This is a genomic window from Stenotrophomonas sp. 2694 (genome assembly GCF_040548715.1).
In the GTDB taxonomy this organism is placed as follows: Bacteria; Pseudomonadota; Gammaproteobacteria; order Xanthomonadales; family Xanthomonadaceae; genus Stenotrophomonas; species Stenotrophomonas indicatrix.
Genome location: NZ_JBEPSG010000001.1, coordinates 116,909 through 129,365, shown reverse-complemented (window position 1 = coordinate 129,365; position 12,457 = coordinate 116,909). Strand labels below are relative to the sequence as shown.

Sequence of the window (12,457 nt, the reverse complement as noted above, 5' to 3'; positions counted from 1 at the left end):
CCGGCACTACCACCGATGGGTCGGGCTGGTCAGCTTGAGCACCACTCGCACTCGCTGATGTCGATGTCGTTGGAGCGCACGTAGTAGGTGGTCTTCAACCCTTCCCGCCAGGCACTCAGGTGCAGCTCCAGCAGGGTGCTGGCGCGGATCGTGCTGGGCACGTACAGGTTGAAGCTGATCGACTGGTCCACATGGCGCTGGCGGCGTGCGTTCTGCCGCACGCTGGCGAACTGGTCGACCTTGTAGGCACCCTTCTCGTAGTACGGCCAGGTTTCCAGCGACAGGCCAGGCGCGGCCACCGGCCGCCGGAAGTCCTTCTTTTCCTCGTAGTAGAACGCGCTGTAGATCGGATCGATCGACGCGGTGGACCCGGCGATCTGCGCGGTGCTCATGTTCGGCGCCACCGCCAGCAGCCAGCCATTGCGCAGGCCGTTGGTCGCTACCTCGCGCGCAAGACTGTCCCAGGCCGCGCCACTGTAATCGCGGTCACGGAAATAGTTGCCGTTGTGCCAGTCGCTGCCAGCGAACATCGGATAGCTGCCCTTCTCCTTGGCCAGCTGCGCGCTGGCCTGGATGGTCAGGAAGTTGATGCGCTCGAACAGGCGATCGGACAGTTCCTCGGCCTCGGGCGATTCCCAATGGATCGCCTGCTGTGCCAGCAGGTGGTGCCAGCCGAACGTGCCCAGGCCGATGGCGCGGTACTTGCGGTTGGTGATGGTGGCCTGCGGCACCGGCAGCGCATTGAGATCGATCACGTTGTCGAGCATGCGTACCTGGATCGGAATCAACCGTTCCAGCACATCCTTGGCCAGCAGATCCTCGGGGGCGGTGATGGCACGGCCGAGGTTGATCGACGACAGGTTGCAGACCACGAAGTCGCCCGCGCGGCGGGTAGTGACGATCTGGTCGCCGCTGACGATCTCCTGGATCATCCGCGTCGGGCTCATGTTCTGCAGGATCTCGGTGCACAGGTTGCTGGAATAGACCATGCCCGCATGCTTGTTCGGGTTCTTCCGGTTCACTTCGTCGCGGTAGAACAGGAACGGGTTGCCGGTTTCCAGCTGGCTGAGCATGATCCGCTTGAACAGGTCGATCGCCTTCACCGTGCGACGGCTGATGCGCTCGTCGGCCACCAGCTCGGCGTAGCGGTCGCGGAAACTGCCCTGCCCTCGCTTCTCGTCGTAGAAATCCTGCAGGTACCAGCCCTTGGCCTGCTTCACCTCGTGCGGATCGAACAGGTACCAGTCGGCACGGCGCTCGACGGCCTCCATGAACAGGTCCGGCACGCAGATGGCGGTGAACACATCATGCGCACGCAGGCGCTGGTCGCCGTTGTTAAGGCGCAGGTCCATGAACGCCTCGATGTCGCGGTGCCAGATGTCCAGGTACACCGCCACTGCACCCTTGCGCTGGCCGAGCTGGTCGACCGACACCGCCGTGTTGTTGAGCTGCTTGATCCACGGCACCACGCCGCCGGACGAGTTGGGCACGCCGCGGATCGGCGCGCCACTGCTGCGCACGTACCCCAGGTACGCACCCACGCCCCCACCGTGCTTGGACACGCGGGCGATATCGGTGTTGGAGTCATAGATGCCCTGCAGGCTGTCGTCCACCGTGTCGATGAAGCAGCTCGACAGCTGGCCGCCGACCTTGCCGGCATTGGCCAGGGTCGGCGTGGCCACGGTCATGTACAGGTTGGACAACGCCCAGTACGCCTCGCCCACCAGCTGCATGCGGCGCACGCGGCCGCTCTCACCAGCCCCGCCCTCGTTCTGCATCAGGTACAGGGCAATGGTCAGCCAGCGTTCCTGCGGCAGCTCATACACCTCGCGGCTGCGATCGGTAGCCAGGTAGCGCGTGGCCAGCAGGTACAGCCCGTTGTAGGCGAACAGACGATCGCGTTCGGGGTCGATCATCTCGCCGGCCTGCTGCAGCTCTTCCTTCGAATAGCAGCGCAGGATGTCATTGCTGTAGATGCCGCGGTCGGCCAGGCTTTCCTGCAGGCCCACGTAGGAACCGTACTTCAGGCTGACATCGTAGAAGCGGTTGCGGCTGGCGCGCTTGTAAAGCCGGCGCAGGTACAGGCGTGCAGCGAACTGTTCCCACTGCGGCGCGACAAGGTCGACGCGCGATTCCGCTTCGCGGATCAGCAGATCCACCAGATCATCGGCACTGATGCTGGGCTTGCGTTCGACCATCGCCAGCACCACGCGGCGATAGTCGGCCACATCCAGCTGCGGCAGCTCGGCGTGGATGGTATCGATGCTGCGCAGCAGGCGCGCCGCATCGAACGGCAGGCGACGATTGCCGGCTTCCTTGGTGATCCAGGTCGGCACGCGCTCGCCGCTGGCGCGCATGGCGTCGCCGGCGCCGGCCAGGTCGGCCACGCGGAAGGTACTGTCGGTCATGGTGGTGGAACTCCAGGCTCGTGCGCGCGTCGGCGCCCGATGCCATGGCGGCCCTGCACGCGATACCGGCGCACGGGGCGAACGGGTGAAGTGCCAAGGGGCGGGAACACAGGTCGTCGGCATCTGCCTGCGCCTGCGGCCGGTATCCGGGCCGTGGGGGCGACCTGCGTCCGCACGGTGGCGGCCGCGTCGACACGGCAAGCCTTCAGGGGCGGGCCGCGGGACGTTTGCTGCATGTCCGGCGGCGGCGGCTGACCGGGAGTGACAGCCACAACATAGTGGGGATATTCCTAGCCGTCAACACAAGATGCGGTGATCGCGCGCCAACGCGACCATCGGTCGCAGGATGCCGTGTTGCACGTGCGCGGCCTTGTCGACGCCGGGCGCATCCCCAGTTCGGTACAACGTCAACTTTCATTGGAACACTGCCCATGCGCGCTGCCCTGTACTCCTCCTTCGGCGATCCAGCCCAGGTCCTCGCCGTTGCCGATGCCCCCCTGCCCGAACCGGGTCCCGGCGAAGTACGCATCCGCACCGTGCTGGCCTCGATCCACAACCACGATCTGCTGACCGTGCGTGGCCTGTATGGCTACAAGCCGACGCTGCCGGCGATCGGCGGCAGCGAAGCACTGGGTGTGGTCGATGCGCTCGGCGAAGGCGTCGACGGCCTGCAGATCGGCCAGCGGGTTGCCGCCGCCTCCGTGCACGGCACATGGGCCGAGGCGTTCATCGCACCGGCGCGGATGGTGATCCCGATGCCGGACGCGATCGCCGATGAAATGGCCGCACAGCTGATCGCCATGCCGCTGAGCGCGTTGATGCTGCTGGAATTCCTGCACGTCGAGCAGGGCCAGTGGATCGTGCAGAACACCGCCAACGGTGCCGTCGGCAAATCGCTGGCGATGCTCGCAAAGGCGCGCGGCGTGCACGTGGCCAACCTGGTGCGCAATGCCGAGGCCGTGGCGCAACTGCAGGCACTGGGCATCGATCACGTGTTCGATACCTCGGTGGACGGCTGGAAGGACCGCGTGCGCGAAGCCACCGGGCAAGCGCAGGCCGCTGCTGCAGTCGACTCCATCGGTGGCGATGCCAGCGGCGACCTGGTCGACCTGCTCGGCCACCACGGCACCCTGGTCTCTTTCGGTGTGATGAGCGGCGAACCGATGCGCATTCCCGCCGGTGGCCTGATCTACAAGGAAGCCACGGTGAAGGGCTTCTGGGGCAGCAAGGTCAGCCAGGCAATGGCGGTGGAAGACAAGCGGCGGTTGGTGGGTGAACTGCTGAAGCGTGCGGCCGGGGGTGAACTGACCCTGCCGGTGGAGCAGACCTTCGCATTGGACGACATCGCCCAGGCGGCAGAAGCCGGCGCCGGTTCGGGCCGCAATGGCAAGGTGCTGCTGCGGCCTTGATGCAAGGCGCTGGATCCGGCGGCGCTGCGCGCCGCCCCCATCCCAATGGATAATGTCTGCATCGTCTTTGCTGAAGAAGGAATCACGTTGAGCGGAATGAATGGTCGGAAGGTGCTGCTGGCGACCTTTCTCGGGAGCAAACACCCGCCTGACGACGTTCGGCCCTCCGAAGACTACTGGAGGTTGATCGGTACAAACGGGACCATTGTTCTTGAGGAATTCCAAGCTTCCATGGCCAAGCATCAACGCGGCTTGCGCGTGCTGGTCCAGTTTCCTGAAAGCATCAGGGATATGGGGCTTGCGTGCCACAACGACATACCGGACAGCCTCTGGATTTTCGTCTCCGACCTGGCAATGCACCCGGTCGATTAAATGGGTCGGGGTTGAATGCCGTAACGGCGCGCGAGGCAGTCCGCCACCGCTTATTCCGATGGTTAAGAACCTGTGATGTATAACTGAATGCGCTTTCGTCATTGGAAGGCGCACTCACCCGCGTGCGGTACTGACGGCTCCTCCACCGTTTGGCGTAGTCGCTTCCATGTATCGCACCACCCTGCTTTCCAGCGCGGTCGCGCTGGCCCTCGTCGCTGGCAACGCCGGCGCCGCTGAAACCGCCGACACCGGCAAGGGCAGCACCACCCTCGGCACCGTGCTGGTGACCGGCTCGAACATCAAGCGCAGCGACACCGCCGGTCCCAATCCGGTGCAGATCGTCACCCGCGAGCAGATCCTGCAGACCGGCCGCTCCACCCTTACCGACGTGCTGCGCAACCTGTCGGCCAACGCCGGCAACAGTTTCGACGAACAGTACACCGGCAGCTTCGCTGCAGGCTCGGCTTCGATCGGCCTGCGCGGCCTGTCACCGAAGAACACGCTGGTACTGGTCAACGGCTACCGCGTGGCCAACTTCGGTTTCGCGCTCAACACCCAGGACACCTTCGTCGACCTCAATGCGCTGCCGATCAGCGCGGTCGAGCGCATCGAAGTGCTGAAGGATGGCGCCTCGGCGGTGTACGGCTCGGACGCCATCGCCGGCGTCATCAACATCATCCTGCGTCGCGACTTCCAGGGCGTGGAAGTCGGCGGTGGTTTCGGCACCGCCACCCAGGGCGGCCTGAACGAGCGCAAGGCCAACCTGCTGGCCGGCTTCGGTGACCTCGAGCAGCAAGGCTGGAACGTGCTGTTCGGGCTGGACCTGCTCAAGCGCGACCGCCTCGACGCCGACCAGCGCGCGTACACCCGCGACGGCGATTTCCGCGACAAGCCCGGTGGTCGCCTGGCCGGCTGGTCCACCGCCGGTGGCAACTGGCTGTCCAATCCGCGCGCACCGCAGCCGTTCTCGCCCTGCCCCGAGGGCAGCGAGCTGCGTCCCTACAGCGACTTCGGCAGCACCCTGCCCGGCCAGGCCTGCGCCTTCAACGCGCAGCCGTTCAAGACCCTGCAGCCGGGCGCCGAGCGCCTGCAGGCATCGTTGAGCGCGACCTATCGCTTCAATGACAGCGTCGAAGCCTTCGCCGACGTGCTGTACAGCCACAACAAGGCCGACCAGATCTTCAGCGCCCCGCTGACGGTCGGCCCGGGCCTGCGTGCCTACAATCCCGCCACCGGTACGCTGACCGATATCGCCGCTGTCCTGCCGGTCGGCCATCCGAACAATCCGGGCAGCACGCCACTGCCGTTCGAGTACACCTTCTTCGATCTCGGCCCGCGCCTGAAGGACAACACCCAGGTATTCTACCGCGCCCTGGCCGGCGTACGTGGCAACGGCGAACGCTGGGACTGGGAAGTGGCCGCACTGACCTCGCAGAGTGCGCAGCGCGAGTACGTGGACAACTTCGTTGACCGCTACGCCTTCCAGCAGATCCTGCGCGACGGCAGCTACAACTTCCTCGATCCGTCCAGCACGCCGGGCGCATTGGACGAACTGCGCCTGCAGACCAAGCGCCCGGGCTGGTACAAGCTGCACTCGCTCAACGTCAAGGCATCGACCTCGTTGTGGGAACTGCCGGCGGGTGCGATCGGCTTCGCCTGGGGCGCGGAATTCCGCAAGGAATCGCTGGACGCGCGCACCAGTGCGCAGGTGCTGTCCGGTACTGAACTGCGCCCGGCGATCAACATCGTCGACGGCGAGCGCCAGGTCAGTGCCGCCTATGCCGAGTTCAGCGTGCCGCTGCATCGCACCCTGGAGCTGCAGGTGGCCGGCCGCGGTGACCACTACGATGACTTCGGCAAGGCATTCTCGCCGAAGTTCGCGCTGCGCTGGCAACCGCTGGACAGCCTGCTGCTGCGTGGCTCGTTCTCGCGTGGTTTCCGTGCACCGTCGCTGCCGGAGATCGCACCGGGGCAGACCATCAGCTACGGCTCGGTGGTCGACCCGTTCGATCCGCTGCAGCCCGGCGGCAGCCGCGGCGTGACCAACCTGCGCACCGGCAATCCGGACCTGAAGGCCGAGCGCTCGCGCAACCTCAACGTCGGCGCCGTGTGGTCACCCGATGCCGATTCCAGCATCGGCCTGGACTGGTACCGCATCGAACAGGACAACCTGGTCAAGCCGGACAGCGCGCAGTTCATCGTCGACAACCCAGGACTGTTCCCCGGTCGCGTGCAGCGCGATGCGCAGGGCCGCATCCAGATCATCACCAACCAGTACGCCAACCAGGGCGAGCTGACCACCTCGGGCATCGACCTGGAAGCCAACCGTACCTTCCGCACCGAGGGCTGGGGCAACTTCACCGTGGCCGGCAGCTGGACCCACCTGCTCAGCTTCAAGCAGCCGCTGGTGGCCGGCCAGGCGCCCTATGACGGCGCCGGCAACAACCGCCATGGCGCGCTGCCACGCACCCGCGGCACCACTTCGTTGAACTGGGCGGTGGGCGACTGGAGCAGCACGCTGAGCCTGCAGTACGTGAGCGGCTATGACCAGCGCGTAGCCACGGCCACCAGCAATCCGGGCCTGCGCGATCGGGTCAAGCCGTACCACCAGCTGGACCTGTACGTGGCCTATGAAGGCATTCCGAAGACCACGCTGTCGCTGTCGGTGCTGAACCTGACCGACAAGGACCCGCCGTTCGATCCGGCCGGCGGTTCCAACGGCTTCGACATCAGCCAGTACAACCTGCGCGGGCAGTTCGTTTCGCTGGGCGCGCGCTACCGGTTCTGATTGAACAGGAGGGTGCGGACCAACGGTCCACACCCTCCAAAGGCAAGGGCCATGCCCGGCGTGGCTGCATCAACGGCTCAGGTGCAGGAACTGCAGGTGCCGTTCGTACTGGCTGATGATGTCGTTGATGATCTGCTTGCGGCTGTAGCCGACCAGGTCGTAGTCCTGGCTACCCTCGTACAGATGCACTTCGGCGCGGTAGTAGCGCTGGTTGCGCAGCTGCTGCGCGGCGAAGGACGGGGTCAGGTAGCCACTGAGGATCACCCGGTACTGGAAGTCCTGCTGCTCGCCGTGGTTGACCGACAGCTCCATGTCGCCCGCTTCGAACCGCGTCTGCACGTCCCAGCCCTGCTCGCGCAGCTGCTCGGCCACCGCCTCCATCGCCGGCTTCACCGTGTCATCCATGAAGCGGTACACCTGGTCGCGTACCGGGAAGTGCATGGCCTGGGTCAGGCGCTGGCGCCAGCCCTGGTGGTGGCGGTCATCGCCGATCAGCGGCGATGGCCTGAACTGCTGCGCGCGCTTGCGGTGCGACTCGTCACTGAAGGCGCGGGTCAGGCCCCACATCATCAACAGCAGCACCGCCGAGAACGGCAACGAGGCCAGCACCACCGCTGATTTCAGGGCATCGATGCTGCCGGCCAGCAGCAGGCCGGCGGTCAGCACCGCGATCACCGTGCCCCAGAACACGCGCAGCCAGCGCGGGCCATCGTCCTCCGGCGCACCGCCATGCGAGGACAGCGTAGACAGCACCACCGCCCCGGAATCGGCCGACGTCACGAAGAAGATGAAGCTGACCAGCACGGTCACCCCGATCACCGCCTTGCTCCACGGGTAGCCATCCAGCAACGCATACAGCACCGTCGGTGGGTCATCCACCGCCAGCTGCGCCAACTGCTGCTGGCCATGGTGCAGCACCTGGTCCAGCGCGCTGTTGCCGAAGATCGACAGCCACGCCAGGGTGAAGCCGAGCGGGATCAGCAATACGCCGAACACGAACTCGCGGATGGTGCGGCCGCGCGAGATGCGCGCGATGAACAGGCCGACGAACGGCGCCCAGCCGATCCACCAGGCCCAGTAGAACACCGTCCAGCCGCCCAGCCATTCCGGCCGGCCGCCATAGGCGTACACGTCGAAACTCTTGCCCACCACGCTGCCCAGGTAGTCGCCCAGGTTCTGCATCAGCGTGCTGAGCAGGTACTGGGTGGGGCCGGCGCACAGCATGAACAGCACCAGCGCGATCGCCAGCAGCATGTTGATGTTGGCCATCCAGCGCACGCCCTTCTCCACGCCGGACACGGCAACCGCGACCGCCGCGCCCATCATCGCCACCACCAGCAGGATCTGCACCATGTTCGAGTGCGGCACGTTGAACAGGTGCGACAGCCCAGCGTTGAGATGCAGCACGCCGAAGCCCATGTCCGCGCCGATGCCGAACACGGTGGCGACGATGCCCAGGGCGTCGACGGTATAGCCGATGGGGCCATTGATGCGCTTGCCGATCAGCGGATACAGCGCCGAGCGCAATGCCAAAGGCAGGTTGTGCCGGTAGGCGAAATAGGCCATCGCCATCGCCGCCAGCGCGAACACACCCCAGCCATGCAGGCCCCAGTGCAGGAACAGCAGCTGCATGGCCTGGCGCGCACCGGCCTCGCCGGCGGCCGGATCACCCTGCGGCGGCTGCAGGTAGTGGGTCAGCGGCTCGGAAACGCAGAAGAAGAACAGGGTGATGCTGATGCCTGCTGCGAACAGCATGCCGGCCCAGGAGAGGTAGCTGAACTCCGGTTCGTCATGGTCGGCACCGAGCTTGATGCCGCCGTACTTGGACAGCGCCACGCCGACCACGAACACCAGGTACAGGGTCATCGCCAGCAGGTAGTACCAGCCGACGTTGAGCGCGGCCCAGTCCTGCGCCTTGACCAGCAGGCGACCGGCGCCGATCGGATACAGGCTGACGAACAGTGCGAAGGCAACGACAACGATCGCCGCGAAGGCGAAGACGGGCCGCAGGGTTCGCACCGGCTGATGTTGAGGCTCCAGTGCTTCCATGGGCAGCCATCTCCGGATCGATCAAAGAGTAAGCCGACCGATTCTGGCTGAATCGCAGTGGACACAGGATGAAGTCGTGGCATCGCGCAGGCACGATCGGCTGGATTTCCGTGCTACGCGCGCGCCTGCAGACCGGCGGGCGTGCCGGGCGGCGTTGTCACTTTGGTCCGATTACGACACGCCGCGTCCGGCACCGACGATTCACCCCATCACATGCACGGCGCACAGCTTGTTGCCGTCGGGATCACGCAGGTAGGCCAGGTACAACTGGCGCCCGGCCTTGTGCCGCACGCCGGCCGGGTCTTCCACCGCGGTACCGCCGTGGGCGACCCCCGCTTCCTGCCAGGCATGCACCGCCTGCGGGTCTGCCAGCGCAAAGCCGATGGTGCCGCCGTTGGCATGGCACGCCGCCTCGCCATCGATGGGCGGGATGACCATGAACATCCGTCCATCCTTGATATAGACCAGCTTGCCCTCGTCATCGAACACGCCTGCGCGACCGCCGATGGCAGTGAACAAGGCATCGTAGAAGCGGCGGGAAGCCGCCATGTCGTTGGTTCCGACAGTGACGTGACTGAACATGCGGGCACTCCGTTGCGGGAAAGCCCAAGTGTCGGCCACCTCACTGATCGCCGCAATCAAGCCGGGATCACGCCGTACTGAGCAGCAGCACGGCCGCCGTGACCAGGCCGATGCCGATCCAACCGATCGGGCGCAGGCGGTTGCCGAACAGCAGGCGACCGCAGGTGGCCGTACCGATCACGCCGATCGCGCCCCACATCGCATAGGCGGTCGCCAGGTCCATGTAGCGCACGGCCTGGCCCAGCAGGGCGAAGGCGATCCAGACCAGCACGATGGCGCCGACACCCCAACGCCAGCGACGGAAGCCATCGGACTTGGCCACCATCATGTTGGCGGCCACATCGATCAGCGCCGAGCAGATCACGAAAAACAAGGCCATCAAGTTCATCAGTGCGCCTCCCCGAGGGTGACACAGACGATGCCGACCACCGCCAGCACCAGACCGGCCAGCTGCTGCAGCGACAGGCTCTCACCGAACACGCTGATGCCGACCACGGTCAGCAGGGTCAGGCCGAGGCCTTCCCACACCGCATAGGCCACGCCGACGGCGATGCGGCGCACCGACAGCGCCAGGAAGTAATAGGAAAGCGCCAGCGCGGCGGCCATCACCACATAGCCGGTCCAGCCGCCATCGCGGGCGGCATGGGCCATGAAGGACGTGCCGACCACTTCGGCGACGATCGCCACGGTCAGGCAGGCCCAGGCGACGAAGGCGCCACGGGCGGGAACAGGTCGGGACATGTGAAGCTCCTTGCGCGACGGGGACCGCGCCCCGTCATCAGTAGATCCACGCCGTGCGTGGATGATCCGGAACGCCCCCGCAGACAAGGGGCGACGGCGGCCAGTATCATCGTCTTTTACGGTGGTATCAAAATGGATTCCATCGACAGGAGCGATGGATCAATGCCCTATTCTCCCGAATCCCTGCAGGCCTTCGTCGAGGCCGCCGCGCTGGGCTCGTTCTCGGCGGCCGCGCGCCGGCTGCGCAAGACCCAGTCCACGGTCAGCACTGCCATTGCCCATCTGGAAGCGGACCTGGGCATGGTTCTGTTCGACCGCAGCGGCCGCTATCCGCAGCTGACCGACGCCGGCCGGCAGGTGCTGGGCCACGCGCAGGAAATCCTTGCCGCCGACGCGCGCCTGCAGCAACTGAGCGTGCGCCTGGCCGCACCCGTGGAGCCACGCCTGACCGTGGTGTTCTCCGATGTCTACCAGCTCGATCCGGCGCAACGTGTGCTGCAGCGGTTTGCCGAGGCATTTCCCGAGATCGAGCTGGAATGGCTGGATGCCGAGGGGCGCGACGTGCTGGAACTGGTGGATGCTGGCCGCGCCGGGCTCGGCCTGCTGCCGCGCCAGGCGCAGTACCCCGATGCGCTGGTGGCCCAGCCGTTGGCCCACCACAGCGAACTGGCGGTGTACGTGGCCAGCGACCATCCGCTGGCGCAGGCCGGCGTGCGTGCGGCGGCGCAACTGGCCCGGCATCGGCAGGTGCGGCTGAGTGCGCAGGTCGACCACGCACCGCCGATCAGCGGGCCGGCATGGACCGCGTCGGACTACCTGATGGTGATGGAGATGGCCGAGGACGGCATCGGCTGGGCCGAACTGCCGCGTGCGCTGGTGCAGCGCTACGACCGGGGCCGCCTGCTGGAACTGCGCGTGCCGGGCTGGCCGAGGCGCATCCACAGCGACCTGGTGTGGCGGCGCGATACGCCACCGGGGCCGGCAGCGTTGTGGTGGGCCGAGGCGTTGGGGTGAGCTAGTGCCGGCCGCTGGCCGGCATCCCCTTGCCCCGTGGTTGCCGGCCAGCGGCCGGCACTACCGATCAACGATGGGCGAGCGCGTAATCGAGCGCCGAGCACACCGCCGCCACCTGCGCGTCGTTGCACTGCTGCGGCGTCGCGCGGGGGCTGTCCGGGTATACCTCGGTGGTGGTGGTGTACTTCGCCCCGGTAATGCCGGCGCACAGGCCCAGCGGCACCAGCGCGTACTCGATCACACCATGCGCGACCACCGGCGAACCGATGATCTCGCCCTTGTCGTCAGCCGGTGCGATATGGGTCACCTTCTCCACTTCGGCGACCACGGCCTGCTGGAAGGCCGGCTGAGGATTCCCGCTGTCGTCCACCAGGTAGAAGCCATCGGGAATCAGGCCCGGTTCGAACGGCTTGCCATCGCGCGCGGCGAGTGCGGGACGGAACTCGCTCTCGTCGCTGTCGGTGGTTTCGTGCAGGTCGATGTGCAGCACGAACTGGCCCTTCAGCGGTGCGATCAGTTCGATCAGCGCCGTCGATTCGCGGGCCGGGCCGTCCGCGCGGAAATTGCGGTTCGGGTCGATCGCATCGAAGTTCCAACGGTTGATGCGCTCGAAGCCCCACGGATTCACGCACGGCGCGACCAGAAGGTTGGCCTTGCCGGCGTAGTGGGCGGCATGTTTTTCGAGGAACTCCAGCGCGCCCATTACGCCACTGGTCTCGTAGCCATGCACGCCGCCGGTCACCAGCGCGGCCGGCAACGCCGGGTTCCAGTCGCGGCTGCGCAGGGCGAACAGGGTGTAGGTCTCGCCTGCATAGTCGAGCTGGCCGTAGGCCACCTTGTCGAAATGCCCGGCCAGTGCATCGATGCGCGGCAGCACCTCCTCGTCGTAACGGCGCAGGCGCTGCTGGCGCGCACGCCACTGCTCCCTTTCCGCAACGCCCCACGGCTGGCCAGGGGTACCGACGGGGTAGAAAGCAGCAGTGGACATGGCAGTTCTCAGCGGGTCAGGAGGCAATCGGCCACTTTACCACCGGGCCAAAGCGCTGAACGGCGGACGGATTCCAATGGCGAATGGAATCAGCAATAATTCTCAT

Annotated in this window: 10 protein-coding genes; 4 read left to right on the top strand and 6 right to left on the bottom strand. The window is 66.2% G+C overall.

What is annotated here, in order from left to right:
• Positions 1 to 29 precede the first annotated feature (29 nt).
• On the bottom strand, positions 30 to 2,357 hold the full coding sequence (locus tag ABIA73_RS00590; RefSeq protein ID WP_223497264.1) for a ribonucleoside-diphosphate reductase subunit alpha: 2,328 nt from the start codon (positions 2,355 to 2,357) through the stop codon (positions 30 to 32).
• 482 nt (positions 2,358 to 2,839) lie between these two features.
• On the opposite strand from ABIA73_RS00590, the gene ABIA73_RS00585 reads away from it, so the two are divergent.
• The 3 genes from ABIA73_RS00585 to ABIA73_RS00575 all read left to right on the top strand — a co-directional run bounded on the left by ABIA73_RS00585 (position 2,840) and on the right by ABIA73_RS00575 (position 6,977).
• Positions 2,840 to 3,817 carry a zinc-binding dehydrogenase gene (locus ABIA73_RS00585; RefSeq protein WP_354275236.1) on the top strand — a complete coding sequence of 326 codons (978 nt, stop codon included), beginning with the start codon at positions 2,840 to 2,842 and terminating at the stop codon, positions 3,815 to 3,817.
• A gap of 45 nt (positions 3,818 to 3,862) precedes the next feature.
• On the top strand, positions 3,863 to 4,189 hold the full coding sequence (locus tag ABIA73_RS00580) for a hypothetical protein (RefSeq protein ID WP_354275235.1): 327 nt from the start codon (positions 3,863 to 3,865) through the stop codon (positions 4,187 to 4,189).
• A 166-nt stretch (positions 4,190 to 4,355) separates the two neighbouring features.
• The gene (locus tag ABIA73_RS00575; protein ID WP_354275234.1) at positions 4,356 to 6,977 is read left to right on the top strand and encodes a TonB-dependent receptor; all 2,622 of its coding nucleotides are present in this window, start codon (positions 4,356 to 4,358) and stop codon (positions 6,975 to 6,977) included.
• Between the two features lie 69 nt (positions 6,978 to 7,046).
• On the opposite strand, the gene betT is transcribed toward ABIA73_RS00575, so the two are convergent.
• The 4 genes from betT to ABIA73_RS00555 all read right to left on the bottom strand — a co-directional run bounded on the left by betT (position 7,047) and on the right by ABIA73_RS00555 (position 10,349).
• Entirely contained in the window at positions 7,047 to 9,026 is a 1,980-nt protein-coding gene (gene betT, locus ABIA73_RS00570; RefSeq protein ID WP_025878562.1) for a choline BCCT transporter BetT, read from the bottom strand.
• Positions 9,027 to 9,227: 201 nt separating this feature from the next.
• A complete protein-coding gene (locus tag ABIA73_RS00565) occupies positions 9,228 to 9,608 on the bottom strand; it encodes a VOC family protein (protein WP_025878561.1) in 381 nt (126 codons plus the stop codon).
• A 67-nt stretch (positions 9,609 to 9,675) separates the two neighbouring features.
• Positions 9,676 to 9,996, bottom strand: a complete 321-nt coding sequence (locus ABIA73_RS00560; RefSeq protein ID WP_032975307.1) for a DMT family transporter — start codon at positions 9,994 to 9,996, stop codon at positions 9,676 to 9,678.
• Positions 9,996 to 10,349 (bottom strand): SMR family transporter, encoded by a 354-nt coding sequence (locus ABIA73_RS00555; protein ID WP_088100152.1) that lies wholly within the window; start codon positions 10,347 to 10,349, stop codon positions 9,996 to 9,998. The genes ABIA73_RS00560 and ABIA73_RS00555 overlap by 1 nt, the downstream gene beginning before the upstream one ends.
• 162 nt (positions 10,350 to 10,511) lie before the next feature.
• Here ABIA73_RS00555 and ABIA73_RS00550 point away from each other — a divergent pair, with 162 nt between their 5' ends.
• Complete coding sequence (locus ABIA73_RS00550) at positions 10,512 to 11,363, top strand: LysR family transcriptional regulator (RefSeq protein ID WP_033831329.1); 852 nt, start codon at positions 10,512 to 10,514, stop codon at positions 11,361 to 11,363.
• 67 nt (positions 11,364 to 11,430) lie between these two features.
• On the opposite strand, the gene ABIA73_RS00545 is transcribed toward ABIA73_RS00550, so the two are convergent.
• Positions 11,431 to 12,351, bottom strand: coding sequence for a M14 family metallopeptidase (locus tag ABIA73_RS00545; protein ID WP_025878557.1), 921 nt, complete (start codon positions 12,349 to 12,351; stop codon positions 11,431 to 11,433).
• Positions 12,352 to 12,457: the final 106 nt, after the last annotated feature.

Bases quoted from the DNA above. Each gene is read 5' to 3' on its own strand.
- ABIA73_RS00590 (WP_223497264.1), bottom strand. From the start codon at position 2,357: ATGCGCGCCAGCGGCGAGCGCGTGCCGACCTGGATCACCAAGGAAGCC.
- ABIA73_RS00585 (WP_354275236.1), top strand. From the start codon at position 2,840: ATGCGCGCTGCCCTGTACTCCTCCTTCGGCGATCCAGCCCAGGTCCTC.
- ABIA73_RS00580 (WP_354275235.1), top strand. From the start codon at position 3,863: ATGGATAATGTCTGCATCGTCTTTGCTGAAGAAGGAATCACGTTGAGC.
- ABIA73_RS00575 (WP_354275234.1), top strand. From the start codon at position 4,356: ATGTATCGCACCACCCTGCTTTCCAGCGCGGTCGCGCTGGCCCTCGTC.
- betT (WP_025878562.1), bottom strand. From the start codon at position 9,026: ATGGAAGCACTGGAGCCTCAACATCAGCCGGTGCGAACCCTGCGGCCC.
- ABIA73_RS00565 (WP_025878561.1), bottom strand. From the start codon at position 9,608: ATGTTCAGTCACGTCACTGTCGGAACCAACGACATGGCGGCTTCCCGC.
- ABIA73_RS00560 (WP_032975307.1), bottom strand. From the start codon at position 9,996: ATGAACTTGATGGCCTTGTTTTTCGTGATCTGCTCGGCGCTGATCGAT.
- ABIA73_RS00555 (WP_088100152.1), bottom strand. From the start codon at position 10,349: ATGTCCCGACCTGTTCCCGCCCGTGGCGCCTTCGTCGCCTGGGCCTGC.
- ABIA73_RS00550 (WP_033831329.1), top strand. From the start codon at position 10,512: ATGCCCTATTCTCCCGAATCCCTGCAGGCCTTCGTCGAGGCCGCCGCG.
- ABIA73_RS00545 (WP_025878557.1), bottom strand. From the start codon at position 12,351: ATGTCCACTGCTGCTTTCTACCCCGTCGGTACCCCTGGCCAGCCGTGG.